This window comes from Nocardioides sp. CCNWLW239, assembly GCF_037137035.1.
Lineage (GTDB): Bacteria > Actinomycetota > Actinomycetes > Propionibacteriales > Nocardioidaceae > Nocardioides.
Window position 1 is genome coordinate 515,865 of the sequence record NZ_JBBBNW010000001.1, and the last position, 25,324, is coordinate 541,188.

At 68.6% G+C, this 25,324-nt stretch carries 24 protein-coding genes; 17 read left to right on the forward strand and 7 right to left on the reverse strand.

What is annotated here, in order from left to right; all coding sequences use genetic code 11:
* Positions 1 to 227: 227 nt before the first annotated feature.
* Positions 228 to 917 (forward strand): IspD/TarI family cytidylyltransferase, encoded by a 690-nt coding sequence (locus tag WBG06_RS02535; protein ID WP_336734830.1) that lies wholly within the window; start codon positions 228 to 230, stop codon positions 915 to 917.
* Here WBG06_RS02535 and WBG06_RS02540 read toward each other — a convergent pair.
* Together WBG06_RS02540 and WBG06_RS02545 are read right to left on the reverse strand one after the other, a co-directional pair.
* Positions 910 to 1,509: a hypothetical protein gene (locus WBG06_RS02540; protein WP_336734832.1), complete on the reverse strand. Its 600-nt coding sequence runs from the start codon at positions 1,507 to 1,509 to the stop codon at positions 910 to 912. The two genes, WBG06_RS02535 and WBG06_RS02540, sit on opposite strands and share 8 nt — an antisense overlap.
* 82 nt (positions 1,510 to 1,591) lie before the next feature.
* Positions 1,592 to 2,077 (reverse strand): CarD family transcriptional regulator, encoded by a 486-nt coding sequence (locus WBG06_RS02545; RefSeq protein WP_008360791.1) that lies wholly within the window; start codon positions 2,075 to 2,077, stop codon positions 1,592 to 1,594.
* 235 nt (positions 2,078 to 2,312) lie between these two features.
* Between WBG06_RS02545 and WBG06_RS02550 the strand changes: the two genes are divergently transcribed.
* The 3 genes from WBG06_RS02550 (at position 2,313) to WBG06_RS02560 (ending at position 4,726) form a co-directional block, all read left to right on the forward strand.
* Positions 2,313 to 3,158, forward strand: coding sequence for a UbiA family prenyltransferase (locus WBG06_RS02550; protein ID WP_336734836.1), 846 nt, complete (start codon positions 2,313 to 2,315; stop codon positions 3,156 to 3,158).
* Between the two features lie 78 nt (positions 3,159 to 3,236).
* Positions 3,237 to 3,986: a hypothetical protein gene (locus WBG06_RS02555; RefSeq protein ID WP_336734838.1), complete on the forward strand. Its 750-nt coding sequence runs from the start codon at positions 3,237 to 3,239 to the stop codon at positions 3,984 to 3,986.
* On the forward strand, positions 3,986 to 4,726 hold the full coding sequence (locus WBG06_RS02560; RefSeq protein ID WP_336734840.1) for a phosphoglyceromutase: 741 nt from the start codon (positions 3,986 to 3,988) through the stop codon (positions 4,724 to 4,726). The genes WBG06_RS02555 and WBG06_RS02560 overlap by 1 nt, the downstream gene beginning before the upstream one ends.
* A gap of 81 nt (positions 4,727 to 4,807) precedes the next feature.
* On the opposite strand, the gene phoU is transcribed toward WBG06_RS02560, so the two are convergent.
* Complete coding sequence (gene phoU / locus WBG06_RS02565; protein WP_336734843.1) at positions 4,808 to 5,458, reverse strand: phosphate signaling complex protein PhoU; 651 nt, start codon at positions 5,456 to 5,458, stop codon at positions 4,808 to 4,810.
* Between the two features lie 120 nt (positions 5,459 to 5,578).
* On the opposite strand from phoU, the gene WBG06_RS02570 reads away from it, so the two are divergent.
* The 3 genes from WBG06_RS02570 (at position 5,579) to WBG06_RS02580 (ending at position 9,427) form a co-directional block, all read left to right on the forward strand.
* Entirely contained in the window at positions 5,579 to 6,736 is a 1,158-nt protein-coding gene (locus WBG06_RS02570; RefSeq protein WP_336734845.1) for a sensor histidine kinase, read from the forward strand.
* Positions 6,733 to 7,410, forward strand: coding sequence for a response regulator transcription factor (locus tag WBG06_RS02575; protein WP_008360778.1), 678 nt, complete (start codon positions 6,733 to 6,735; stop codon positions 7,408 to 7,410). The genes WBG06_RS02570 and WBG06_RS02575 overlap by 4 nt, the downstream gene beginning before the upstream one ends.
* 211 nt (positions 7,411 to 7,621) lie before the next feature.
* The gene (locus WBG06_RS02580) at positions 7,622 to 9,427 is read left to right on the forward strand and encodes a hypothetical protein (RefSeq protein WP_336734847.1); all 1,806 of its coding nucleotides are present in this window, start codon (positions 7,622 to 7,624) and stop codon (positions 9,425 to 9,427) included.
* A 16-nt stretch (positions 9,428 to 9,443) separates the two neighbouring features.
* On the opposite strand, the gene WBG06_RS02585 is transcribed toward WBG06_RS02580, so the two are convergent.
* Positions 9,444 to 10,748 (reverse strand): MFS transporter, encoded by a 1,305-nt coding sequence (locus WBG06_RS02585; RefSeq protein WP_336734850.1) that lies wholly within the window; start codon positions 10,746 to 10,748, stop codon positions 9,444 to 9,446.
* 71 nt (positions 10,749 to 10,819) lie between these two features.
* Between WBG06_RS02585 and WBG06_RS02590 the strand changes: the two genes are divergently transcribed.
* Positions 10,820 to 11,809 carry a GlxA family transcriptional regulator gene (locus WBG06_RS02590; RefSeq protein WP_336734852.1) on the forward strand — a complete coding sequence of 330 codons (990 nt, stop codon included), beginning with the start codon at positions 10,820 to 10,822 and terminating at the stop codon, positions 11,807 to 11,809.
* A gap of 126 nt (positions 11,810 to 11,935) precedes the next feature.
* Positions 11,936 to 12,841, forward strand: a complete 906-nt coding sequence (locus tag WBG06_RS02595) for a DMT family transporter (RefSeq protein WP_336734854.1) — start codon at positions 11,936 to 11,938, stop codon at positions 12,839 to 12,841.
* Between the two features lie 11 nt (positions 12,842 to 12,852).
* On the opposite strand, the gene WBG06_RS02600 is transcribed toward WBG06_RS02595, so the two are convergent.
* The gene (locus WBG06_RS02600) at positions 12,853 to 13,368 is read right to left on the reverse strand and encodes a YbjN domain-containing protein (RefSeq protein WP_336734855.1); all 516 of its coding nucleotides are present in this window, start codon (positions 13,366 to 13,368) and stop codon (positions 12,853 to 12,855) included.
* Positions 13,365 to 14,621 (reverse strand): D-inositol-3-phosphate glycosyltransferase, encoded by a 1,257-nt coding sequence (mshA, locus tag WBG06_RS02605; RefSeq protein WP_336734857.1) that lies wholly within the window; start codon positions 14,619 to 14,621, stop codon positions 13,365 to 13,367. The genes WBG06_RS02600 and mshA overlap by 4 nt, the downstream gene beginning before the upstream one ends.
* Before the next feature lie 103 nt (positions 14,622 to 14,724).
* Between mshA and WBG06_RS02610 the strand changes: the two genes are divergently transcribed.
* Entirely contained in the window at positions 14,725 to 15,513 is a 789-nt protein-coding gene (locus WBG06_RS02610) for an SDR family NAD(P)-dependent oxidoreductase (RefSeq protein WP_442945402.1), read from the forward strand.
* Positions 15,514 to 15,584: 71 nt separating this feature from the next.
* Positions 15,585 to 16,277 (forward strand): aspartate/glutamate racemase family protein, encoded by a 693-nt coding sequence (locus WBG06_RS02615; protein ID WP_336734861.1) that lies wholly within the window; start codon positions 15,585 to 15,587, stop codon positions 16,275 to 16,277.
* Between the two features lie 7 nt (positions 16,278 to 16,284).
* On the opposite strand, the gene WBG06_RS02620 is transcribed toward WBG06_RS02615, so the two are convergent.
* Positions 16,285 to 17,580 (reverse strand): protealysin inhibitor emfourin, encoded by a 1,296-nt coding sequence (locus tag WBG06_RS02620; RefSeq protein ID WP_336734863.1) that lies wholly within the window; start codon positions 17,578 to 17,580, stop codon positions 16,285 to 16,287.
* A gap of 98 nt (positions 17,581 to 17,678) precedes the next feature.
* On the opposite strand from WBG06_RS02620, the gene typA reads away from it, so the two are divergent.
* The 6 genes from typA to WBG06_RS02650 all read left to right on the forward strand — a co-directional run bounded on the left by typA (position 17,679) and on the right by WBG06_RS02650 (position 25,324).
* Positions 17,679 to 19,568, forward strand: coding sequence for a translational GTPase TypA (typA, locus tag WBG06_RS02625; RefSeq protein WP_336734865.1), 1,890 nt, complete (start codon positions 17,679 to 17,681; stop codon positions 19,566 to 19,568).
* Between the two features lie 194 nt (positions 19,569 to 19,762).
* Positions 19,763 to 20,596: a class II fructose-bisphosphate aldolase gene (locus tag WBG06_RS02630; protein WP_336734867.1), complete on the forward strand. Its 834-nt coding sequence runs from the start codon at positions 19,763 to 19,765 to the stop codon at positions 20,594 to 20,596.
* A gap of 158 nt (positions 20,597 to 20,754) precedes the next feature.
* Complete coding sequence (locus tag WBG06_RS02635) at positions 20,755 to 22,047, forward strand: ABC transporter substrate-binding protein (RefSeq protein WP_336734870.1); 1,293 nt, start codon at positions 20,755 to 20,757, stop codon at positions 22,045 to 22,047.
* A 3-nt stretch (positions 22,048 to 22,050) separates the two neighbouring features.
* The gene (locus WBG06_RS02640) at positions 22,051 to 23,043 is read left to right on the forward strand and encodes a carbohydrate ABC transporter permease (protein ID WP_336734872.1); all 993 of its coding nucleotides are present in this window, start codon (positions 22,051 to 22,053) and stop codon (positions 23,041 to 23,043) included.
* On the forward strand, positions 23,040 to 23,870 hold the full coding sequence (locus WBG06_RS02645) for a carbohydrate ABC transporter permease (RefSeq protein WP_336734874.1): 831 nt from the start codon (positions 23,040 to 23,042) through the stop codon (positions 23,868 to 23,870). Before WBG06_RS02640 ends, WBG06_RS02645 begins: the two co-directional genes overlap by 4 nt.
* Complete coding sequence (locus tag WBG06_RS02650) at positions 23,867 to 25,324, forward strand: GH1 family beta-glucosidase (protein ID WP_336734876.1); 1,458 nt, start codon at positions 23,867 to 23,869, stop codon at positions 25,322 to 25,324. Before WBG06_RS02645 ends, WBG06_RS02650 begins: the two co-directional genes overlap by 4 nt.

The following is a 25,324-nucleotide window of genomic DNA, read 5'->3' on the forward strand; positions in this document are numbered from 1 at the left end:
CCCTTCGGTGGACCTGAAACGCTAGGACGCGCGGGCGCTGCCTCCTGTTTCGCTGTGTTACGGGTCGGTAAACATGGCGGGGCGAGGCGGCGGTGGATGTTCGTCAAGGTACGCAGCCGAACAGTCACTCCCCGGGCGGAGTTCCACACGGGATGTGACCGTTCGTCTGCATACCTTGACGAACATCCACCCGGCCCGCCCCACCGACGACCGGATAACCTCCGGGTGTGCCCGCCGCTCTCGTACTCCTGGCCGCCGGATCCGGCACCCGCGTCGGAGCCGCCACCAACAAGGTGCTGCTCCCGCTCGACGGGTCCGACGACCCGGCCTCCTCGGCTCTCGGTCTCTCGCTCCGGACCGCCCTCGAGGTGCCCGACGTACGCCGGATCGTCCTGGTCGTACGCAGCGGTGACGAGGAGGCGGTCGCCGCCGTCGCCCAACCGCTCCTCGGCGAGCGCGAGGTCGCGATGGTCACCGGCGGCGAGACCCGCCATGCCTCCGAGCAGGCGGCGCTGGGTGTGCTGCGTGCCGACATCGAGGACGGCATCGATGTGGTGGCGATCCACGACACCGCCCGACCGTTGGCCACCGTCGAGCTCTACCGCACGGTCATCGACGTCGCCCGTGAGCACGGCGGGGCCATCCCTGCCGCCCCGCTCACCCACCTCTCGACCCGCGACCTGCAGCCTGTGGGTGGCGCGCTGGTCGGCGTACAGACACCTCAGGCCTTCCGGGCCGGCGAGCTCCTCGCCGCCTATGCCCAGGCGGCGGCCGACGGGTTCGACGGCACGGACACCGGCGCCACCCTGGAGCACTACTCCCCCGACGTACGCATCGTCGCGGTCCCCAGCTCTCAGCTGAACCTCAAGGTGACCTTCGCCGACGATCTCCGCGCGGCCGCAGCACTGATCAGCTGAGCGCGAGCCCTTCCAGCAGACGTACGTCCTCCTCCGAGGCCACCCGGCGACCGATCGGCGGCGCCTCGATCGAGACGACCGGGAACCGGCGGGCCAGCACCGCCGCGATCTCGGCGAAGTCGCCGGTCGGCCACCCGTCCAGGGCGGCGACGACGGCCGGGGGCAGCACGATCGGCGAGGTGACCGAGACCAGCGCGGACCGGTCCACCGTCTCACCGAGCACCGGGACCCCGTCCTCGATGGCGAGCTTCTTCACCGTGTCGGTGACCGGGCGTACGCCGATCACGACCGCCTCGCGCGCCAGCGCGGTCGTGACGCAGTGAGCGATGAAGGCCGGCGGGGTCATCGGGCACAGCGAGTCGTGCAGGACCAGCGGCTCCTCGGCCGCCACGATCCCTTCCCAGGAGGCGGTGAAGTCGACCGGCGTCACCCCGGACTCACCCAGCGACCAGGTCGCCGCGGCGACCAGCGCCTCACCCTGGATCAGCGCGAACGGCAGCGATCCGCGGTCCTCCTCGGCGACCGTCCCGAGGGCGGGCGGGCGCTCGGCGGTCTCGTCGAGCTCGTCGTAGTCGGCGTAGGGATCCTCCATGGATGCCACGCTATCGGCTCCGCGAAAACGCGAAACAGGCCCCGGGATCACCCGGAGCCTGTCGCGCAGACCGAGACCAGCGTCAGCTGGCCAGCACCTCGTCGAGGAGGACTTCAGCCTTGTCTTCGTTGGTGTGCTCGCACAGCGCGAGCTCCGAGACGAGGATCTGGCGTGCCTTGGCGAGCATGCGCTTCTCCCCGGCGGAGAGGCCACGGTCACGCTCACGACGCCACAGGTCACGCACGACCTCGGCGACCTTCATGACATCGCCGCTGTGCAGCTTCTCCAGGTTTGCCTTGTAACGACGCGACCAGTTGGTCGGCTCTTCGACGTGCTCCGCACGAAGCACCTCGAAGACCCGATCAAGCCCGTCCTTGTCTACGACGTCTCGAACTCCGACGAGCTCGAGGTTGTTGGCCGGAACGCGCACTACGAGGTCCTGCTGAGCGATGATGCGGAGGACCAGATACTGCCGCTCCTCGCCCTTGATGGTGCGCATCTCGATGTCTTCGATGACGGCCGCGCCATGGTTCGGGTATACGACGGTCTCGCCGACGGTGAAAGTCATATTTTTAGGTACCCCTTCCTAGGAACCTAAGTCTACCACGGATCTTAGAATTCGGATTCCGCGTTTCTGCAGGTCAGGGCATTAATCAGGGGTTGACAGATCGACAAGTTGTGTGGTTCCGCGCGCGCAGGTCGGTGAAGAGTGGCAGCATGGCTGATTTCGAAACGAAGCCGAAATCTCGTCGTCGCCAGCCTGTTGTCCTGCGCGGCTTGGCCCGGTGCCCGATACTGCCGCCATGGCGAATGCATCGCAGAGCGCCCCCACGACCATCTTCACCGTGTCGCAGCACGCCCAGGACCAGGACCCGGAAGAGACGCAGCCCAGTGCGTCGGCCGTTCCTGATGCCTCGGCGGGCCGAGAGAGCGTCATGGACAAGATCGGCAACTGGGCCCCGTTCCTCCTCATCCGCTCCGCCCACCCCCGACAGGCGGTGCTGACCGCCATCGGCATGTCGATAGCCGCGGTCCTGGCCGGGCTGACCACCCGCGAGGTCGCGCTGATCGCGGTCACCGTCCTCGTCGGCCAGGCGGTCCTCGGCTGGCACAACGACCTCGTCGACCAGGTCGTCGACCGTCGTCACGAGCGCGCGGGCAAGCCGATCTCCGACGGCCGCCTCGAACCCGGCGGGGTCTGGTTCGCGCTGTGCTGCGGCGTACTCCTCGTCATTCCCCTCTCGGTCACCTCCGGCACCGTCGCGGGGCTGTTCTACCTGGGCTCCCTGGTGATCGGGATGCTCTCCAACGTGCTGCTGCGCAAGGGCCTCTTCTCCTGGGTCCTGTGGGCGGCGGCGTTCGCCTGCTATCCCGGTTACATCTCGTACGCCGGCTGGGCCGGTGAGTCCGCCGGCGGACCGCCGCACTGGGCGATGATCGTGCTCGCCGCGGCACTGGGGGTCGGCGTGCACTTCCTCACCGCGCTGTGGGGCCTGGTCGCCGACAACGAGGACGGCTGGACGTACCTGCCGCTCAAGGCGGGGCTGAAGCTGGGAGCAGGCAAGCTGCTCGGCGTGACGCTGGTCTACATCGCCGCAGTGGTGGGCGGGATGCTGTACGTCGCGAGCTCCGTCGGGCTGCGTGCGTGACCTGCGTACGACCGGTGTCTGACCTGCGAGCCTGACCCTTTTCCGATATCACCCGATCGGGCGGATAGAGTGTCGCGCGTGACGACCAAGGTTATGCGGAAGCGGCTCGCAGTGACGGGTGCCCTCGTGGCGCTCGCCCTTCCGGCGCTCACCGCCTGCAGCAGCTTCGACTACGCGACCGACCGGCCCAACGAGATCACCCACGGTGGCTCGACGCTCGATGGTGCCATCCGGATCAACGCAGCTCGCATCGTGACCGCACAGGAAGGCTCCGGCGTCCTGGTCGGCACCTTCTCGCTCGACCCGGCGATCAACCCGGCCGTCGCCGGCGAGGCGCTGCCGTCGGTCACCTCGATCGCGACCGCGGCCGACGCCACCCAGACGGTCACGCCCGAGTCGTTCCAGCCGATCGAACTGCCGACCGCCGGGATCATCAACCTCGCCGACCCGACCGTGGGTGGCATCGCGGTCACCGGCGACTTCAAGCCGGGCGACATCGTCCCGATGACCTTCACCCTCTCCGACGGCGAGGAGAAGGTCGTCTCGGTCCCGGTCGTCACCCAGTGCGGTCCGTACGCCGAGGTCGTCGCGGCCGCCGACGAGGCCGAGAAGCCTGCGAAGAAGGGCAAGAACGCCGAGGCGTCCGAGGGCGCTACCGAGGGCACCGACGAGGCCTCGACCCTGCCGGCCGACGCTCCCGCGGAGGACGAGCACTCGACCGAGGGCGAGACCGAGGCTCACGGTGAGTCCACGGGCACCCTCTCCGAGGACCCCTACTCGTGCGAGTTCCCCCCGGCCGCCCTCCCCGGCGCCGAGGAAGCCCACTGATGACCTACAAGCTCGTCCTGCTGCGCCATGGCGAGAGCGAGTGGAACGCGCTCAACCTGTCCACCGGCTGGGTCGACGTCGACCTCACCGACAAGGGTCGGGCCGAGGCCGTCAACGGCGGCCGGCTGCTGGCCGAGGCCGGGATCCTTCCCGACCTGGTCCACACGAGCCTGCTGCGCCGCGCGATCAACACCGCCAACATCGCTCTCGACACCGCCGACCGTCACTGGATCCCGGTGCGGCGCGACTGGCGTCTCAACGAGCGTCACTACGGCGCGCTGCAGGGCAAGAACAAGTCCGAGACGCTGAAGAAGTTCGGCGAGGAGCAGTTCCAGCTGTGGCGTCGTTCCTACGACGTCCCGCCGCCGCCGATCGAGGCCGACTCCGAGTTCTCCCAGGTCGGTGACGCCCGCTACGCCGACATCGAGGTTCCCGCCACCGAGTGCCTCAAGGACGTCGTCGCGCGGATGCTCCCCTACTGGGACTCCGCCATCGTGCCCGACCTGAAGACCGGTCAGACGGTCTTGGTCACCGCTCACGGCAACAGCCTGCGCGCGCTGGTCAAGCACCTCGACAACATCTCCGAGACCGACATCGCCAAGCTCAACATCCCCACGGGCCAGCCGCTGGTCTACGAGCTCGACGAGTCGCTGAAGCCGGTCGTCGCCGGCGGCACCTACCTCGACCCAGAGGCGGCTGCGGCCGCTGCCGAGGCTGTCGCCAACCAAGGCAAGCAGTAACAAGAACGATCCCGCCGGGCCGGCTCGTCTCCACGAGCCGGCCCGGCGGGATCTTCTGTCAGGATGCGCCGACCCGGCGGGTCAGGAGTCGGCCGGGACCTCGCCGGTCACCACGAAGACGACCCGGTTGGCGACCGTGACCGCGTGGTCGGCGATGCGCTCGTAGTAGCGACCCAGGAGGGCCACGTCGACGGCGGGCTCGACACCGTGGGTCCAGTCCTGGCCGAGCAGCTCGGCGAACGACTTGCGCCGCAGCTGGTCCATCTCGTCGTCGTCGGCGACCAGGTCCTGGGCGGCGGACACGTCGCGGGTGCGGAGGATCTCGCAGGTGCGCGCGACCATCTGCTGGGCGATCTCGGCCATCTTGGCGATGGTCGGCTGCGCAAGCTCGGGGACGGCCTTGTTCGGCGTACGCAGCCTGGCGATCTTGGCGACGTGCACGGAGAGGTCACCCATCCGCTCGAGGTCGGAGATCATCCGCAGGGCGGCGACGACGACGCGGAGGTCGCCGGCGACCGGGGACTGGAGGCCGAGCAGCTCGAGGGCGTTCTCCTCGATGCGCTCGCGGGCGTCGTCGATCTCGACATCCTTGTCGATCACCTGCTCGGCGAGGTCGTTGCGGGCCTCGAGGAGAGCGGTGGTGGCATCGCGGACGGCCACCGACACCAGCTCACAGACACTGGTCAGATCGGTGAAGATGGCATCGAGGTCGTCATGGAAAGCAGCACGCATGGGCCGATCCTAGACACCCCACATGTACGGATCTGCCTCCCGAGTGAACCGATGGTGAACGTTCGGCGCGGAGGCGTCCAGTGGTCAGAGATGGGTGTTTGATGGGATTACCCTGATCGTGTGGACTCGACGACGCAGGCCTTTCTTGCTGCGCTCCTCGGCGCTGTCGTCGCCGGAGCGGCGGTGCTTGCGTGGGCGATGAGCGAGCGTTCCCGCCGCAAGATCCCCGAGGTCGAACCCCCGAAGGTTCCCTCCGAGGTCGCTGCGGTCCTCTCGGTCCTGCGGAGCAGCGCGGTGGTCGTCGACGAGGACGACACCGTGCTCAAGGCCAGCGCCCCGGCGTACGCCCTCGGGCTGGTGCGCGGCACCTCGCTCGTCTCTCCCGAGCTGTCCGAGCTCGTCCACAGCGTGCGTCGTGACGGCCAGATCCGCGAGACCGAGCTGGTGATCTCGCGCGCGAACGGCGCGTCGCGGCATGTCACCGCCCGCGTCGCCCCGCTGGGCACCCGTCTGGCCCTCGTCCTGGTGGAGGACCGCACCCGGGAGCGTCGCGTGGAGGCCGTACGCCGCGACTTCGTCGCCAACGTCAGTCACGAGCTCAAGACGCCGGTCGGCGCGATCCGGGTGCTCGCCGACGCCGTCACCGAGGCCTCCGACGACCCCGAGGCCGTACGCCGCTTCTCCAACCGGATGATCACCGAGTCCGAGCGGCTGACCGCGCTCGTCCAGCAGATCATCGAGCTCTCCCGGCTGCAGGGCGACGAGCCGTTGGAGGCGCCGGTCGCGGTCGACGTCGACAAGGTCATCTCTGCCGCCGTCGACAGCTCGACGGTCGACGCGGACGCCAAGGGCATCAACGTGGTCAGCGCCGGCACCGCCGGCCTGCACGTCTTCGGCAACGACGAGCAGGTCTCGACCGCGGTCACCAACCTGGTCTCCAACGCGGTCGCCTACTCCGACCCCGGATCGACCGTGACCGTCTCGACCCGTGCGACCGACGGCTCGGTCGAGATCTCGGTCGTGGACCAGGGCATCGGCATCCCGTCCACGGAGATCGACCGGATCTTCGAACGTTTCTACCGCGTCGACCCGGCGCGCCACCGCTCCACCGGTGGCACCGGGCTCGGCCTCTCGATCGTCAAGCACGTCGCCGCCACACACGGTGGCGAGGTCAAGGTCTGGTCGCAGGAGGGTCAAGGATCCACCTTCACCCTCACCCTGCCCCAGCACCTTCCAACTGCCGGGCAGTCCGGCACAAGCAAGGAGGAACGCCCGTGACCCGGGTACTCGTCGTCGAAGATGAAGCCAGCTACAGCGAGGCACTGTCCTACATGCTCCGCAAGGAAGGCTTCGAGGTCGCCGTCGCCGAGGACGGCACCGACGCCCTGAAGGAGTTCGACCGCAACGGCGCGGACATCGTGCTGCTCGACCTGATGCTTCCCGGTCTCTCCGGCACCGAGGTGTGCCGCCAGATCCGGGCCACCTCGTCGGTCCCGGTCATCATGGTGACCGCCAAGGACGACGAGGTCGACAAGGTCGTCGGCCTCGAGCTCGGTGCCGACGACTACGTCACCAAGCCCTACTCCCCCCGCGAGCTCGTCGCCCGCATCCGCGCGGTCCTGCGGCGCGGCACCGAGCCCGACGCGGCCCCGGCAACCCTCGAGGCCGGCCCCGTGCGGATGGATGTCGAGCGCCACGTCGTCACCGTCGACGGCAACGAGCAGCGCCTGCCGCTCAAGGAGTTCGAGCTCCTGGAGATGTTCCTGCGCAACCCCGGCCGGGTCCTGACCCGCGGCCAGCTCATCGATCGCGTCTGGGGCTCCGACTACGTCGGCGACACCAAGACCCTCGACGTCCACGTCAAGCGCCTGCGCGCCAAGCTCGAGCCGGACCCGAGCGAGCCGAAGTTCCTGGTCACGGTCCGGGGCCTGGGCTACAAGCTCGACCTGTAGGGGCCACCAGCCGCGCCGAAACGACCGTGACACGCCGACCCGTCGGCGTGTCACGGTCGTTTTCGAGGCCATCGTGGCCGTCGAAACGTAGTCCGTTCAGGCCATGCCCGAGACCCTGACCTCCGTCTAGGATTCGTCTGCCTGTCCGCGACCCGCGGCACCGAACGGAAAGTACGTCGTGTTGCGTCGCCTGCCGCTCTTATTCGCCCTCATGGTCGCCGTCCTCCTACCGGTCGGCACCGCCGCTTCACCCGCGGTTGCAGCCTGCAGCACCCCGACGCTCTCGAAGATCACCGTCAAGCGAGCCGCCGTCACGGCAGGGCAGTCCACCACCGCGACGGTGACTCTCTCGTGTGCGCCCCGCACGCGAAAGCGGATCGCGGTCAGAGCGACCTCGGGGATCGTCGTTCCGTCCTCCGTCTATGTCAGGAGCGGCCATCGCACCCGGTCCTTCACGGTGAGGACCAGGCTCACGGCGATCACGACCCGTGGTTCGGTCAGCGCGACGTACAACCGCCGTACGGTGTCCACCACACTCACCCGCAGGTACGCGTACTGTGCGAGCCCTCCGCTGAGCAGCCTGACCGTCAGCCCCTCGACGATCGTCAGTGGGAACCCCGCCAAAGCCGTCGTCCGACTCGCTTGCCGCACGACCAAGTGGACCCGCCTGGTCGTATCGACGACCGCGGGCGCGACGGCACACGCCTCCGACGACATCTGGATCCCCAGGGACCGACCGAGCGTCACCTTCCCGGTGACCGCGACCGCTCGCACCAACCGGCTCAACGTGACCGTCAAGGCTCGCAAGGCCGGTTCGACCCGCTGGGTGTCCGACTCCTTCGTCGCAACCGCGAACCCTGAGATGTGCATGCCCTCCTCACGGGAAACAACCAACGTGATCTACGCCGGCACCAAGCCGACAACGGTCGCTCTCAGGCAGCCGTGCGCACTCGATATCTCGCGCTACGTCTACCTGCGCAGCAACAACCCGAACATCAAGGTCCCGAGCCGGGTTCTTGTCTCTGCCGGCAGGACGAGCGTCGGCGTTCCGGTCACCGTGACCGACGGCACCCGCGCCGACTCCCAGAGCAACCTCATCTACTCACTTCTCAGCGTTGGTTCCGCCACCGGAGAGTGGGCACACCACTTCGACCTCGAGGCGCACCCAGGGCTCGAATCGGTCGAGCTGGACACATGGGCAGACGCGAACGGCAACCGAACCGTGAGCGCCCACGTCGATCTGGGGTTCCCGGCGGTCACGGAGACCGTCGTCCGCCTTGAGACGAGCGATCCGCTGATCACGCTCCCCTCGACCCTGACCGTAGCGAAGGGTGCCACCCGCGCCGAGACGAGCCAGACCATCGCAGCACCCTCCGAGGACACCGAGGTGCGCATCACTGCCACCTTCGGAAGCCAGCAACGAACCATGAACGTGCTGGTCCAGCGGGATTTCCGGCCCGGGGACCCCGTGTCGCTGGGCGAGCAGACCTTCTACGGAGGTGGCCGCGCGGACACCATGATCCGCCTCGAACGTCCCGCAGGTCCCGGTGGAGTGCCAGTGACCCTGACCTCTGACTCACCGCTTCTGACCTTCGCCCCAGTCACGATCCCGGCGGGACGTACCTCCGTCGCTCTCCCGATCGTCGTCGCGGAGGTGACGACGACCACGCCAGCGATCCTCGGGGTGACGATCGGGGCCCGCACGTACGACTTTCCGGTCGTGCTGCAGCCCGGCCTGGGTGCGATCACGCTGCCGGAACAGGCGACCAGCGGCGTACCGTTCACCGGCACGGTCAGACTGACCGGTGTCTCCACCCGGGACACCCCGGTCGACCTCTTCTCAGGCACCAGCATGGTGCAGGTTCCTGACACCGTGGTCGTTCCCGCGGGGGAGACCAGCGCGACCTTTCAAGGTGTCGCGCGTCTGCCCGGTAGCCGCGAAAGCGCCGTGCAGCTCACCGCCGACCTTGGTCGGCTCTATGTCTCCAACCGGATGGTGATCACACCCGCCCCGTAGACGGGGCGGCCCTGAATCAGGCCGAAGCCGGCTGCTTGTCCGAGACCGGCGCGCGCGGTGTCACCAGCGACATCAGCGCGGCGGCAGCGCACAGCGCGCCGGCTGCGTACCAGACCAGGTCGTAGGAGCCGGTGACATCGCGTACGACCCCACCCATCCACGCGACCAGGCCGGCACCGACCTGGTGGGAGGCGAGGACCCAGCCGAAGACGATCGGGGCGTCCTCGGGCCAGATCTCGCGACACAGCGCGAGCGTGGGTGGGACGGTGGCGACCCAGTCGAGGCCGTAGAAGACGATGAAGAAGACCATCGGGATGTGCACCTCGGGCGCCAGCAGCATCGGCAGGAAGATCAGTGAGATCCCGCGCAGCGAGTAGTAGACGCCGAGCAGCACCACCGGGTTGAAGCGGTCGGTGAGCCAGCCGGAGAAGATCGTCCCGGCGACGTCGAAGATGCCGATCACGGCGAGGAGCGAGGCGGCCGCGACCGTGGCCATGCCGTGGTCGTGCGCGGCAGGGACGAAGTGGGTCCTGATCAGCCCGTTCGTGGTGATCCCGCAGATGGCGAAGGCGCCGGCGAGGAGCCAGAAGGCCTTGGTACGCAGCGCCATCCCGAGCACACGTACGGTCCGCAGCGCGGCGCCGGTCGCGGGCGCGGGTCGCGGCACGATCCGCTCGGCGCCGTAAGGAGGCAGGCCGACGTCCGCCGGGTAGTCGCGCAGCAGGAGCAGCACGAACGGGATCACCGCGGCAGCGACCAGGGCGATCGTGACAGAGGCGGCCCGCCAGCCGTACTCCCCGATCAGGATCGCCAGCACCGGCAGGAAGATCAGCTGGCCCGACGCTCCGCCGGCGGTGAGCAGACCGCTGACGAGCCCCTGGCGCTTGTCGAACCAGCGGGTGGTGATCGTGGCACCGAAGGCGAGCGCCATGCAGCCGCTGCCACCGCCGACGAGGACGCCCCAGCCGAGGACGAACTGCCACGACTGGCTCATCCAGACGGTGCCGAGCGAGCCGAGGGTGATCATCGTGAGCGCGACGGCGACCACGGGCCGGATGCCGAAGCGGTCCATCAGCGCCGCGGCGAACGGTGCGGTCAGGCCGTAGAGAGCGAGCTGCAGCGTGATCCCGGCCCCGATCGTGCCGCGCGACCAGCCGAACTCGTCGTGCAGCGGACCGACCAGGAGGCCTGGTGCCGCGGTGAAGGCGGCGGCTCCGACGATGGTCACGAAGGCGACGGCGGCTACCCGCCAGGCCGGGTGGATACGGGGGCGGCGCGTGGCGGTGCGGCCGGCAGGCGGCGGGGACGTCGTCTGGGTCATGGGGATGATCTTCCCGGGGGCGCACCGCATCGAACAGTGGCCTGATTGACAACTAACGATAAGATCCAGCCATGAGTGACGAACGGGTTCCGTCGCCGCACCGCGTCGCGGTGCTGATCCAGGACGGATTCATCCCGTTCGAGATCGGCATCCCGCACCGGATCTTCGGCAAGGCTCGCGACAGCCAGGATCGGCTTCTCTACGAGGTCGTCACCTGCACCACCGGCGGCCCCGGACCCGTGCCGTCGGACTCCGACGTCGTCGTGCTCGCACCCCACGGACCCGATGTGCTCGCCGAGGCGGACACCGTGGTGATCCCGAAGTTCGACGAGATGTCGCCGATGGTCACCGACGGCGTGCTGTCGGCACCGTTGAAGGAGGCCCTCGACATGATCCGTCCGGGAACCCGGATCATGTCGATCTGCACCGGTGCCTTCGCGCTCGCCGCGGCGGGGCTGCTCGACGGCCGTCCGGCGACCACCCACTGGTACTACACCGAACAGTTCCGGGAGCTGTTCCCGCAGGTCAGACTGGACCCCGACGTACTCTTCGTCGACGACGGCGACATCCTGACCTCGGCCGGCGTGGCCGCCGGCGTCGACCTCTGCCTGCATGCCGTACGCAGCGACCACGGCGCCGCGGTCGCCAACCGCGTCGCCCGGGTGACGGTCGTCCCGCCCCACCGCGACGGCGGGCAGGCGCAGTTCATCCGGCACCACGAACCTGCCCCGGGTGACCCCGGCATCTCGGCCGCGATCGCCTGGGCGCTCGGCCATCTCGACCAACCGGTCTCGTTGGAGACGATGGCCGCCCAGGTCTCGATGTCGGTACGCACCTTCACCCGGCGCTTCCGCGACGAGATCGGCGACTCCCCCGGCCGCTGGCTGCAACGCCAGCGGATCGAGCTCGCCCGCAACCTCCTCGAGACCACCGACCTCACCGTCGAGCAGGTCGCCGCACGCTGCGGTCTCAACACCGCCCAGTCCCTCCGCCTCCACTTCCACGCCGCCCTCGGCATCACCCCCACCGCCTACCGCCGCACCTTCCGCGGTGGTTCCTGAGCCTGTCGAAGGGCTGACCCACGCCGAAGGACCCACCCGCCTCGGCTGGGGCGGGATGGCGGGATGTCGCACATGCTTGGCCGATATCCGCTCGCCCGGCGGCGTACGGATCTTTACGCTTTTATCGTGACGACGACGATCAGCCCCACCCCCACGGAGACCACCCCGCTCTGGAAGCCGCTGGTGGCGTGTGGGGTCACGCTGGTGCTGTGGGCGTCGGCGTTCGTCGGGATCCGGCATCTGGGCGACACGGTCCCGCCGGGGAGCCTGTCACTGGGCCGGCTGGTGGTGATGGTCGCGGCGCTCGGCGCATACCTCGCACTGAAGGGCGGGTTCCGGCTGCCGACCCGGAAGGAGTGGCCGCTGATCGCGATCGGCGGCGCGTCCTGGCTGGGGATCTACAACCTGGCGCTCAACGAGTCCGAGCGCCGGATCGACGCAGCGACCGCGGCGCTGATCGTGCAGATCGGCCCGATCGTGGTGGCGCTGCTGGCCGGTCTCGTGCTCAAGGAGACCATCCACCGGTGGATCCTCATCGGCACCGGTGTCGGCTTCGCGGGCGTCGTCGTGATCGGCCGGGCATCGGCCAACGGTGACACCGGCGACTGGATCGGCGTCGCTCTCTCGGTCGTCGCGGCGCTCACCTTCGCGATCGGTGTCCTCACCCAGAAGAAGCTGCTGCCGACGATGAGTGCGCTGCTGCTGACGTTCTGGTACGCCGTCGCCGGCCTGGTCATCTGCCTGCCCTGGTCGGCAGAGCTGATCACCACGATCCCCGACATCAGCGTCAGCAACATCGGCTGGATCGTCTACCTCGGCCTCTTCCCGAGCGCCTTGGCATTCGTGACCTGGGCTTATGCCCTGTCCCACTCCGACGCGGGGAAGTTCGCGCAGTCGACGTTCCTGGTGCCGTTCATCACCGCCCTGATGGCGTGGCTGGTGCTCGACGAGGTGCCGCCGGCGCTCGCCTTCGTCGGTGGCGCGATGTGCATCGCAGGCGTACTCATCACCCGCCGCCGCCCCGCCGAGTAGTCGAAATCTGACTACTCGGCGGATTCGAGCCAGCCTCGGAAGGCTTCCAGGTTGGCCGTCGACTCGCCGCGCAGCTTGCGCCACTCCCATTCCTTGCGGATCGAGGTGGCGAATCCCAGCTCCAGGATGGTGTTGAAGGACTCGTCCGCGTACGTCAGGACCGAGCCGAGCAACCGGTCGAGCTCGTCGGGCGCGACCATCGCCAGCGGCAGGCGGCCGTCGAGGTAGATGTCGCCGAGCCGGTCGATGCCGAAGGCGACCCCGTAGAGCCGCAGGTTGCGCTCGAGCAGCCAGCGGTAGACGGTCTCGTGGTTCTCGTCGGGACGGCGACAGACGAAGGCGTGGACGCCCAGCGCGTGCTGCCCCAGATCGAGACGGACCGGCGTCTGCAGCTTGCGCTCGCCCGGGAGCGAGAACGAGAAGACGAGCTCGCCACCGGGCTGGGAGGTCTCGTCCCAGTCCAGGTCGTTGGACCTCAGCCAGCCGCGTACGACCTCTTCCAGATCGCTCCGCGCACCATCGTTCATGCCGTCAGCTCCTCACGCATCAGCATCTTGGCCTCTTCATAGACCTCGAGCGTATTGCGTGCGGTGAGATCCCAGGAGAAGTCCTGGGCGTGTTCGCGGGCGCCGTCGGCCAGCGCCGACCAGCGCGAGTGGGACGCGACGGCGTTGGTGAGCGCGTCGGCCCACTGCGCCGGATCGTGGCCGTCGACCAGGAGCCCGCTGCGGCCGTGGTTCACCGCGGTGGTCAGGCCGCCGACCGCGGCGGCGACGACCGGGGTGCCGCAGGCCTGGGCCTCAACGGCGACCAGGCCGAAGGACTCGTTGTAGGAGGGGACGGCGACGACGGAGGCGGCGGAGTACCAGAGCGCGAGCTCGTCCTGGCGCACCGGCGGGACGAACCGGACCACGTCGGAGATCCCCAGCTCGACGGCCAGATCGGCCAGTCCGGTCGGGTGCTCCAGACCGGAGCCGGAAGGACCGCCGACGATGGGCACCACCAGGGAGCGGCGCAGCGACGGGTCGCGAGCGAGCATGACCGCAGCGGCCCGCAGCAGCACGTCGGGCGCCTTGAGCGGCTGGATGCGGCCGGCGAAGAGCAGCACGTGAGCCCGGGCCGGGAGCCCGAGCGCCGCTCGCGCCTCGGCCCGCCCGCGCGGACGGAAGACGCGCAGGTCGACACCGGGATGCACGACGGCGACACGACCTGGCTCCGCGTCGTACATGTTGATCAGCTGCTTGGCCTCGAGGTCGGTGTTGGCGATCAGCATGTCGGCCGCCTCGACGACCTGCTCCTCGCCGATCACGCGGGCCTCGGGCTCGGGACTGTCGCCCTCGGCGAGCGCCTCGTTCTTGACCTTGGCCATGGTGTGCATGGAGTGGACCAGCGGTACGCCCCAGCGGTCGCGGGAGAGCGCGCCGACCTGACCGGAGAGCCAGTAGTGGGAGTGCACGGCGTCGAAGTAGCCCGGCGGGTTGGAGGCCTCGGCGCGGAGCACCTCGCGCGCGAAGGTGCACAGCTGCCCGGGAAGGTCACCCTTGGCCAGCCCCTCGAAAGGACCTGCGTGGACGTGGTGGACCGCCACCCCGTCGTACGCCTCGACGACCTGCGGCAGGCGCGAGGAGGTCGCGCGCGTGAAGATGTCGACCGCGATGCCCTGGGTCGCCAGCCGCCGGGAGAGCTCGAGGACGTAGACGTTCATGCCGCCGGCGTCGCCGGTGCCGGGCTGGTCGAGCGGAGAGGTGTGCAGACTCACCATCGCCACGCGGTGGATCATGCCTGCCCCTTTGCTCGTCGAGTCCAATCCAGGTTCTCAACACGCTGACGCCGCTCGTCATTCCCGCCGGCGCGAACATCTTCGATCGTGGACCCGGTGCCGAATGTCGAGCGGCCCACGAGAGAATGGTTCCGTGGCTCTCAAGAACACTGTCTCCAAGAACGCTGTCGTCACCGGCGCCTCGAGCGGGATCGGCGCCGCCACCGCCCGCCAGCTCGCCAAGGAGGGCTACCACGTCTTCCTCGCCGCTCGCCGGGCCGACCGGATCGAGACCCTCGCAGCCGAGATCGGTGGCACCGCGATCGCGACCGACGTCACCTCCGACGACTCCGTCGCCGCGCTCGTCGAGGCCGTCGGCGACCGTCTCGACCTGCTGGTCAACAACGCGGGCGGCGCGTTCGGTGTGGACAAGGTCGCCGAGGCCGACCTGGCCAAGTGGCAGGCGATGTTCGAGGTCAACGTGATCGGCCTGACCCGCGTGACCAAGGCGCTGCTCCCGGCCCTGATCGCATCCGGGGCGGGCGCCGTCGTCAACGTCGGCTCGATCGCCGGCCGCCGCGCCTACGAGGGCGGCGCCGGCTACAACGCGGCCAAGTTCGGCACCCGCGCGGTCACCGAGGCACTGCGCCTGGAGATCGTCGACCAGCCGGTGCGGATCATGGAGGTCGCTCCCGGCATGGTGCACACCGAGGAGTTCTCGCTGGTCCGCCTCGGCGGCGACCAGGCGGCGGCCGACAAGGTCTACCAGGGCGTCGCGGAACCGCTCGTGGCCGATGACGTCGCCGACGCGATCGTCTGGATGGCCACCCGCCCGGCTCACGTCAACATCGACGAGCTGGTCATCAAGCCGCGCGCCCAGGCCGCTCCGCACAAGGTGCACCGCGAGGGCTGAGCCGACAACTGCCCTGGTCAGAGGCGCCGAGGATTCCGTACGCAGCCTCGTACGGTGTCACACTCGATGACGTGCATACGATCGGACTCATCGGCGGCATGAGCTGGGAAAGCACAGCCGCTTACTACGAGGGACTCAACAAGGGTGTCCAGGAGCGGCTCGGCGGACTTCACTCCGCCAAGATCGTGCTGGCCTCCGTCGACCTGGCCGAGCTGACGGCGCTGCAGGAGAAGGAGGCCTGGGACCAGGTCGCCGAGATCCTGGTCGCTGCTGCCCGCAGCGTGGTGGCCGGCGGCGCCGACCTGATCCTGCTGTGCACCACCACCTTCCACAAGGTCTATGACGAGGTCGCGACCGCCGTCGACGTACCGGTGCTGCACCTGGCCGACGTGCTCGCGGCGAAGTCCAAGGAGCTCGGCATCACCAAGGCCGGCTTCCTCGCCACCCGCTACACCGTCGAGAACGACTTCTTCGCGCAGCGCATCTCCGACCACGGCGTCGACGTGAACCTGCCCGACACCCTCCACGTGGAGATGCTCGACTCGATCATCTACGAGGAGCTCGTGCACCGGAACGTCGTGTCCGGCTCACGCAAGCGGGTCCTCGAGGTCGTCCACGAGCTGTGGGACGCCGGTTCTGACGGGGTCATCCTCGGTGCCTCCGAGCTCAGCCTCCTGGTGCGGCCCAGCGACGTCGACGTACCGATCCTCGACGCCATCACCGTGCACGTCGAGGCCGCGCTCAACCACGCCCTCCCCCGGTAGCCGACCCCTACCTCTCGAGCAGGTCGTTGGCCAGGGCGTGCAGCTCGGGGCTCAGGTCGCCCTCGTGCACGACGACGGTCTGGCCGTCGACCTCGAACTCGTAGACGAACCGGTCGGCACCCTTCGGCTTCGACGGCCCGGCGGCCCCGGCGGCCAGGTTGCGCAGGGCTGCCACCTGCGCGGCTGAGGGCGCGAGCTCGGCGCTCCCCTCCTTCGTACGTCCCAGGAAACCGCCGCTGCGGCGTACCTTCACCAGGGTCGGCGTCTCGCCGTCGGGCGCGGGCGTACCGGACGCCGGGGTGACCCCGACCTCGGACCACGCGGTGGTGACCGCGTCGGCGTGGTCGCCGGCCTCGGCGACGGTCGCCGCGGCGAACCCCGCGAAGTCGGTGTCGGTGGTGACCGCACCGTTGGTCAGCGCGGCGTACCAGATCTTGCCGGCGCCCTCCCACGCGTTGCCGCCGATCGCCTTGGCGGCCAGGGCGAAGGCGCGGTTGGGGATGCCGGAGTTGATGTGGACGCCGCCGTTGTCGTCGGGGCCGTCGTAGATGTCGTCCATGTGGGCCGGCTGCGGGTCCTTGCCCAGGTCGGGGTCGTCGTAGGCGGTCCCCGGCTCGAGCATGTGCCGCAGCCCGACGCCCTGGACCGACTCGGTGAAGAGGCCCTCACCGATGATCCAGTCGGCCTCCTCCGCGCTCTGACCGAGGAGGCGCTGCTTGAGGCAGGAGCCGTAGACGTCGGAGATGTGCTCGTTCAGCGCGCCGGGCTGGCCCTGGTAGACGAGGCCGGCGGTGTGCTCGGTGACCGCGTGGGAGAGCTCGTGCCCGATCACGTCGACGGCCTTGGTGAAGCGCTGGAAGATCTTGCCGTCACCGTCGCCGAAGACCAGCTGGGTGCCGTCCCAGAACGCGTTGGCGTAGTTCTGGTCGTAGTGGACGGTCATCACGACCTCGATGCCCTGGCCGTCGTAGGAGTCGCGGCCGTAGACCTCCTCGAAAAGGGCCAGCGAGCCGGTGATGCCGGTCGCGGCCTCGTCGACGCTCTCGTCACCCGACTCCGGCTCTCCGGCGGCGCGGACCTTCTCGCCGGGGAGGTCGGTGCCGTTGTTCGCGGTGTAGACGGTCCAGTCGCCTGCCTCGGCGGCCGTGCTGCCGGCCTCAGGGGCTGGAACCCGGGCGAGGACCCGGGTCAGGTGCTCCGCCCGGGCGGCACGGAAACCGTTGTCCTGGTCGAGGCGGCCGGGGTCGAGCCGCTGCATGAGGTAGGGGGGAACGATGTGGCAGACGTGTTTCCGAGAAGTCATGGGTTCAGCCAACCGTCATCTCCGGATGCGGGTCAAGGAGGTCACGGCGGATAAGATCAGTCGTCCCGTCCCGCGCCAGAAATCGAGCCGCTTCGCACATGTCCGAGACCCTCAAGGCCAATCTCCGCAACGTCGCCATCGTTGCGCACGTCGACCACGGCAAGACCACGCTGGTCGACGCCATGCTGCGTCAGGCAGGCACCTTCACCGAGCACGAGGCCGAGTCGGTGGCCGAGCGGGTCATGGACTCCGGCGAGCTCGAGCGCGAGAAGGGCATCACCATCCTCGCGAAGAACACCGCCATCCGCTACTCCGGGCCGAGCGCGCCCGAGGGGATGACGATCAACATCATCGACACCCCCGGCCACGCTGACTTCGGTGGCGAGGTCGAGCGCGGTCTGTCGATGGTCGACGGGATCGTGCTGCTGGTGGACGCCTCCGAGGGCCCGCTCCCGCAGACCCGGTTCGTGCTGCGCAAGGCGCTCAACGCGGACATGCCGGTCGTGCTGGTGGTCAACAAGGTCGACCGCCCCGACGCCCGCATCGAGGAGGTCGTCGACGAGACCTACGAGCTCTTCATGGACCTGCTCGACGACTCCCACAGCCAGGACGCGCTCGACTTCCCGGTGATCTACGCCTCCGGCAAGGCCGGCGTCGCCTCGTTGGAGCAGCCGGCCAACGGCGAGCTGCCCGACTCCAAGGACCTCGAGCCGCTGTTCCAGACGATCATGGACACCATCCCGGCTCCGACGTACGTCGAGGGCGCGCCGCTGCAGGCCCACGTCACCAACCTCGACGCGTCCCCGTTCCTGGGCCGCCTCGCGCTGGTCCGCATCCACCAGGGCACGCTGAAGAAGGGCCAGAACGTGGCCTGGATGCGGCGTGACGGTGAGGTCAAGAACGTACGCATCACCGAGCTGCTCATCACCGACGGCCTCGAGCGCAAGCCGGGCGAGGTCGCCGGCCCCGGTGACATCGTCGCCATCGCGGGCATCCCGGAGATCATGATCGGCGAGACGCTCGCCGACCCGGAGAACCCGGTCGCACTGCCCCTGATCCACGTCGACGACCCGGCCATCTCGATGACCATCGGCACCAACACCTCCCCGCTGGTCGGCAAGGTCAAGGGCGCCAAGGTCACGGCCCGTATGGTCAAGGACCGCCTCGACCAGGAGCTCATCGGCAACGTCTCGCTGCGCGTGCTGCCGACCGACCGTCCCGACGCCTGGGAGGTCCAGGGCCGCGGTGAGCTGGCGCTGGCGATCCTGGTCGAGCAGATGCGTCGCGAGGGCTACGAGCTGACCGTCGGCAAGCCGCAGGTGGTCACCCGCGAGATCGACGGCAAGCTCCACGAGCCGTTCGAGCGCCTCACCATCGACGCGCCGGAGGAGTTCCTCGGCACGATCACGGAGCTGCTCGCCAACCGCAAGGGCCGCATGGAGGGCATGACCAACCATGGCACCGGCTGGGTCCGGATGGAGTTCATCGTCCCCTCCCGTGGCCTGATCGGCTTCCGCACCGACTTCCTCACCGAGACCCGCGGCACCGGCATCGCCCACCACATCTCCGAGGGCTACTTCCCGTGGGCCGGCGAGATCCGTTCGCGCAACAACGGCTCCCTGGTCGCCGACCGCGCCGGTGCTGCCTCGGCCTACGCGATGACCTCGCTCCAGGAGCGCGGCGTCCTCTTCGTCGAGCCCACCACCGAGGTCTACGAGGGCATGATCGTCGGCGAGAACTCGCGCCAGGACGACATGGACGTCAACATCACCAAGGAGAAGCAGCAGACCAACATCCGGTCCGCCACCTCCGACAACTTCGAGAAGCTCATCCCGCCGAAGAAGCTCTCCCTCGAGCAGTGCCTGGAGTTCTGCCGCGAGGACGAGTGCGTCGAGATCACTCCCGAGCAGATCCGCATCCGCAAGGTCATCCTCGACCAGAACGAGCGGGCGAAGATCGCGAGCCGGGCGCGCAAGGCCAACAAGTAGGCGGAGCGCGGACGCCGGTCTGCCCGTCTAGGTATGCAGCCGAACCGTCGCTTCCCATGTGGAACTCCACCTGGGAAGCGACGGTTTCTCTATATACCTTGCTGAACCGTCATATACCTTGCTGAACCGTCATATACCTTGCTGAACCGTCGCCACCGCACGGATCGTCGTCCGCCGCCTGCGACACTTCGACCATGACGCTCACGACCACCGCCGCGCTCGTCGAAGCCGCCTACCGGGAAGGCCGCGGGGTCGCCGCCTTCAACGCGATCAACCTGGAGACCGTCGAGGCGATCGCAGCCGGGGCCGAGACGGCCAACCGACCGGTCATCGTGCAGATCAGCGAGAACGCGGTCCGCTACCACGGCGCCCTGGCACCGCTGGCCGACGCCGCGATCGCGGTCGCGTCGGGCTCGACGATGCCGATCTCGCTGCACCTGGACCACGCCACCGACGAGCGTCTGGTCGGGATCGCGGTCGACCTCGGCTTCTCGTCGGTGATGTACGACGCCTCGCAGCTTCCGTACGCCGAGAACCTCGCTCGCACGGCCGCCGTCGTCCGCCGCTGCCATGACCGAGGCGCCCACGTCGAGGCCGAGCTGGGCGAGGTCGGGGGAAAAGACGGAGTCCACGCCCCCGGCGTACGCACGGACCCCGCGGAGGCGGCTGCGTTCGTCGCTGACACCGGCGTCGACGCGCTCGCCGTCGCGGTCGGCTCGAGCCACAAGATGACCACGCGCGACGCGCACCTGGACGAGAACCTGATCGCGGAGATCCGGCGCACCGTCGACGTCCCGCTGGTGCTGCACGGCTCCTCGGGAGTGAGCGACGACGGCCTCCGAGCCGCGATCGCCGCCGGGATGACGAAGATCAACGTCGCCACCCAGCTCAACAAGGCATTCACCGCGGCGGTCCGGGAGCAGCTCGAGACGGACGCCGATCTGGTCGACCAGCGCCGATACCTCGGCGCGGGCCGTGACGCGATGGCCACCGAGACCGCCCGGCTGCTTGCCGTCATCTCGGGCTGACCGACCGCTCCTTTCCCCATTTTGGTGGAAGCGCTCTCACGATCACAAAATCGTTACCCAACAGGCTCTTGACAGAGACTTGTGAGCGCAATCACACTCTCCCTAGTCCCGAGAGTGGAAGCGCTCTCACTCCCCACACAGACGTGCAGGAGCACCCCGTGTCCAAGATCTCCAAGTCCTGGCGCCGCGGTCTAGCCGCAGGCGCGGTCGCCACTCTCGTCGCTGGCCTCGTCGGGGCCTGCGGCGGCAGCGACGACACCGGCGAGCAGGCCAAGCTCGGCAAAGATGACACCCTGACCATCACGACGTTCAGCGAATTCGGCTACGGCGACCTCATCGACAAGTGGAACGCCGACCCTGAGCGCCCCTTCAAGGTCAAGCAGACCGTCGTCGCCGAGTGGGACACCTGGAAGCAGAGCCTCACCACCGGCCTGCAGTCCGGCGAGGGTCTCACCGACATCGTCGGCATCGAGGGCGACATGATGCCCGCGCTCGTCGCCGAGGGCGCCTCCGACCAGTTCGTCGACCTCACCGACAAGGAGCTCGACGGCCGTTGGATGGAGTCGAAGTACCTCGAGGGCCAGACCGCCGACGGCAAGCAGATCGGCTACCCGACCGACGCCGGCCCGGAGGCGTTCTGCTACCGCGCCGACCTCTTCGAGAAGGCCGGCCTGCCGAGCGACCGCGAGGCCGTGAAGGAGCTCTTCAAGGACTGGGACACCTACTTCGCCACCGGTGACAAGTTCAAGGCGAAGATGCCGAAGACCGCCTGGTACGACTCCAGCGGCGCGATCGCCCAGGCGATGCTCAACCAGGTCGAGTTCCCCTTCCAGACCAAGGACCAGAAGGTCGACGTGGACAACCCGGAGCTCCGGAACGTCTACGACACGGTCGCGGAGCACGCTGCCACCCAGTCGACGAAGGTCGAGCAGTGGGGTGAGGACTGGACCGCCAACTTCACCAACGACGGGTTCGCCACCATCCCGTGCCCGGGCTGGATGTTCGCCAACATCAAGGACTCCGCGCCTGACGTGAAGGGCTGGGACATCGTCGACGCCTTCCCGGGCGGCGGCGGCAACTGGGGCGGCTCCTACCTCGCCGTCCCGGCGCAGTCGGAGCACCAGGAGGAGGCCAAGGAGTTCGCCAACTACCTGACCACGGCCGAGTCCCAGGTGGCCGCATCGAAGGTGGCCGGCAACTTCCCGGCCAACCTGGAGGCGCAGTCCGTCCTGGCCGAGGAGAACGCCACGGACCCCTACTTCAACAACGCGCCCACCTCGCAGATCCTCGCGAGCCGCGCCGAGGCCGTGCCGGCGGGCGTCCCGTTCAAGGGTGACAAGTACTCCGACATCCTGGGCCTCTTCCAGCAGGCGATCCGACGTGTCGACGAGGGCACCGACCCCGAGAAGTCGTGGGCGACCTTCCTCGAGGGCGTCGAAGGAATGTCCTGATCCATGCCGACCACCACCTCTGCCCCGGTCGAGAACGCCACTCCGGCGCCCTCGACCGGGGCAGCACCCCGCCGCCAGGCGTGGCGTAACCGGCTCTCCCGGTGGGACTTCAAGTTCTCGCCCTACCTCTACGTCGCGCCGTTCTTCCTGGTGTTCATCCTCATCGGGCTCTACCCGATGCTCTACACCGGCTACCTGTCCTTCTTCTCCTGGCCCGCCTACGGGTCCGAGGTCGGTCCGTGGGTCGGCTGGGACAACTACGCCCACGTCCTCGGTGACTCGGTCTTCCGCAAAGCCTTCTGGAACACCATCGGGATCTTCCTGCTCTCCTCGGTGCCGCAGATCATCGTGGCGACGATCCTCGCCGCGCTGCTCGACACCCAGCTCCGGGGGCGCACCCTGTGGCGGATGAGCGTCCTGCTGCCGTTCGTGGTCGCCCCGGCGGCGTCCGCGATGATCTTCGGCGCGATCTTCGCCGACGGCACGGGCCTGATCAACCAGACGCTCGACGTTCTCGGGTTCCCGAAGGTGCCGTGGCACGCCGACCGGTTCGCCAGCTGGACCGCGATCGCGACCATGGTCAACTGGCGCTGGACGGGCTACAACGCGCTGATCATCCTCGCCGCCATGCAGGCGATCCCGCGCGACCTCTACGAGGCGGCCGACATCGACGGCGCCTCCAAGGTGAGCCAGTTCTTCCACGTCACCCTGCCCTCCATCCGGCCCACGATGATCTTCGTCATCGTCACCTCGACCATCGGCGGCCTGCAGATCTTCACCGAGCCCCGGATCTTCGACACCAACCTCCGTTTCCAGGGTGGCTCCGACTTCCAGTACACGACCCTGACGATGTACGTCTTCAACACCGCCCAGACCACGACCAACCCGTATCCGCGTGCGGCCGCCGCCGCCTGGGTGCTGTTCCTCATCATCGTGGGGATCGCGCTGGTCAACTTCCTGGTCACCCGGGCCGTCCAGCGAAGGAGCCTGCGATGAGCAAGAGACCTGGATTCCTTGTGTACGGCCTGCTCACGGCATTCCTGCTGGGCTCGGCCTTCCCGCTCTACTGGTCGTTCGTGATCGGCTCGGTCACCCGGCATCGGGCGATCCAGTCGCCGCCGCCGCTGGTCCCGGGCGGACACTTCTTCGACAACGCCGCCCGGGTGTTCGACCGGATCGACTTCTGGCAGGCCCTGCTCAACTCGATCATCGTCTCGGGGATCTCAGCGCTCTCGGTCGTGCTCTTCTCGACCCTGGCCGGCTACTCCTTCGCCAAGCTCCGCTTCCGCGGTTCCCAGGCCGGGATGGTCTTCGTCGTCGCCACCTTGGCGGTGCCGACCCAGCTGGCCCTGGTGCCGATGCTCAAGCAGTTCTCCAGCCTCGGCCTGACCGGCACGCTCGCCGCCGTGATCCTGCCGTGGCTGGTGACCGCTTTCGGTGTCTTCTTCATGCGGCAGTACCTCGTCGACGCGATCCCCGACGAGCTCATCGACGCGGCCCGCGTCGACGGGGCCTCCATGATCCGTACGTTCTGGACCGTCGCCATCCCTGCAGCGAGACCGGCGATGGCGATCCTCGGCCTGTTCACCTTCATGCAGGTGTGGACCGACTTCATGTGGCCGCTGATCGTGCTGCAGGGCTCCGACGTGCAGACCCTGCAGACCGCGCTCGACGCGCTCAAGGTCGCGCCCGGTCAGGGGCACGCCGACATGGCCCTGGTCCAGGCCGGGACGATCCTCGCGACCATCCCGCTACTTCTGTTGTTCATCGCCACCGGCCGCCACCTGGTGTCCGGCATCATGCAAGGAGCCGTCAAAGGATGACCAGCCCGACTCACCAGGGGCGCACCTTCCCCGAGAACTTCCTCTGGGGTGCAGCCACCGCCTCCTACCAGATCGAGGGAGCGGTCGACGAGGACGGACGTACGCCGAGCAACTGGGACACCTTCTCCCGGGTTCCCGGGGCGATCCTCAACGGCGACACCGGCGACGTGGCCTGCGACCACTACCACCGGATGCCCGAGGACGTCGCGTTGATGAAGCGCCTCAACCTCGCCTCGTACCGCTTCTCGACGGCGTGGCCGCGGATCCGTCCCGATGGCGGCAAGGTCAACCAGGCAGGGCTCGACTTCTACAACCGGCTCGTCGACGAGCTGCTCGAGGCCGAGATCGCGCCGTGGATCACGCTCTACCACTGGGACCTGCCGCAGGCGCTGGAGGACCAGGGCGGCTGGACCAGCCGGGACACCGCCTATCGGTTCGTGGAGTACGCGACCACCGTCTACGACGAGCTCTCCGACCGCGTCGACCACTGGACGACGCTGAACGAGCCGTGGTGCTCGGCGTTCCTCGGCTACTCCGGTGGCCAGCACGCGCCGGGTCGCCAGGAGGGGGTGGCCGGCATCGTCGCGGCCCACCACCTCATGCTCGGGCACGGTCTCGTGGTCAACGAGCTGCGCCGCCGCGGCGCGACCCCGGAGAACGGGAAGTCCCTCGGCATCACCCTCAACCCGACCGTCGTCGACCCCTACGACGCCGACCGCCCCGAGGACGTCGACATGACCCGGCGGATCGACGGGCTGCACAACCGGGTGTTCTTCGAGCCACTGTTCCGAGGCAAGTACGCCGACGACCTGGCCGCGGACACCGAGGGCCTGACCTTCCAGGGACGGCCGTGGCAGGACTGGGTGCTCGAGGGCGACCTCGAGGTCATCTCGGCGCCGCTCGACGTGCTCGGGATCAACTTCTACTTCGGCAACTCCATCGCGGCGGAGCCGTTCGAGATCGATCCCGACCAGGTGCTGGGCAGCCGGCTCGTCAACTCCGACCTGCCGCGCGGGAACCCCTACCCGGGAGCCGAGTTCGTCACCCCGCGTACGGGCCGCCCCACGACCGACCGTGACTGGGAGATCGACCCGGTCTGGCTGACCCGCCTGCTGACCCGGCTCAGCGACGAATACGGCGCCCCGCCGATCTACATCACCGAGAACGGCGCCTACTATGACGACGTGGTCGAGGACGGTGCGGTGCACGACGCTGCTCGTCTCGACTACATCGACCAGCACCTGCGCGGGACGCTCGACGCGATCGAGCAGGGCGCGGACGTACGCGGCTACTTCGCCTGGTCGCTGCTCGACAACTTCGAGTGGAGCTACGGCTACGCGCACCGGTTCGGGATCGTGCACGTGGACTTCGAGACCCAGAAGCGTACGTTGAAGGACAGCGCTCTCTGGTTCGCCGACGTCGCCGCCAACAACCGGGTGCCGGCCCGCGGATGA

Coding starts and splice junctions, on each gene's coding strand:
- WBG06_RS02540 (WP_336734832.1), bottom strand. CDS start 1,509: ATGGAGGATCCCTACGCCGACTACGACGAGCTCGACGAGACCGCCGAG.
- WBG06_RS02545 (WP_008360791.1), bottom strand. CDS start 2,077: ATGACTTTCACCGTCGGCGAGACCGTCGTATACCCGAACCATGGCGCG.
- WBG06_RS02550 (WP_336734836.1), top strand. CDS start 2,313: ATGGCGAATGCATCGCAGAGCGCCCCCACGACCATCTTCACCGTGTCG.
- WBG06_RS02560 (WP_336734840.1), top strand. CDS start 3,986: ATGACCTACAAGCTCGTCCTGCTGCGCCATGGCGAGAGCGAGTGGAAC.
- phoU (WP_336734843.1), bottom strand. CDS start 5,458: ATGCGTGCTGCTTTCCATGACGACCTCGATGCCATCTTCACCGATCTG.
- WBG06_RS02580 (WP_336734847.1), top strand. CDS start 7,622: ATGGTCGCCGTCCTCCTACCGGTCGGCACCGCCGCTTCACCCGCGGTT.
- WBG06_RS02585 (WP_336734850.1), bottom strand. CDS start 10,748: ATGACCCAGACGACGTCCCCGCCGCCTGCCGGCCGCACCGCCACGCGC.
- WBG06_RS02590 (WP_336734852.1), top strand. CDS start 10,820: ATGAGTGACGAACGGGTTCCGTCGCCGCACCGCGTCGCGGTGCTGATC.
- WBG06_RS02600 (WP_336734855.1), bottom strand. CDS start 13,368: ATGAACGATGGTGCGCGGAGCGATCTGGAAGAGGTCGTACGCGGCTGG.
- mshA (WP_336734857.1), bottom strand. CDS start 14,621: ATGATCCACCGCGTGGCGATGGTGAGTCTGCACACCTCTCCGCTCGAC.
- WBG06_RS02610 (WP_442945402.1), top strand. CDS start 14,725: ATGTCGAGCGGCCCACGAGAGAATGGTTCCGTGGCTCTCAAGAACACT.
- WBG06_RS02620 (WP_336734863.1), bottom strand. CDS start 17,580: ATGACTTCTCGGAAACACGTCTGCCACATCGTTCCCCCCTACCTCATG.
- typA (WP_336734865.1), top strand. CDS start 17,679: ATGTCCGAGACCCTCAAGGCCAATCTCCGCAACGTCGCCATCGTTGCG.
- WBG06_RS02630 (WP_336734867.1), top strand. CDS start 19,763: ATGACGCTCACGACCACCGCCGCGCTCGTCGAAGCCGCCTACCGGGAA.
- WBG06_RS02640 (WP_336734872.1), top strand. CDS start 22,051: ATGCCGACCACCACCTCTGCCCCGGTCGAGAACGCCACTCCGGCGCCC.
- WBG06_RS02645 (WP_336734874.1), top strand. CDS start 23,040: ATGAGCAAGAGACCTGGATTCCTTGTGTACGGCCTGCTCACGGCATTC.
- WBG06_RS02650 (WP_336734876.1), top strand. CDS start 23,867: ATGACCAGCCCGACTCACCAGGGGCGCACCTTCCCCGAGAACTTCCTC.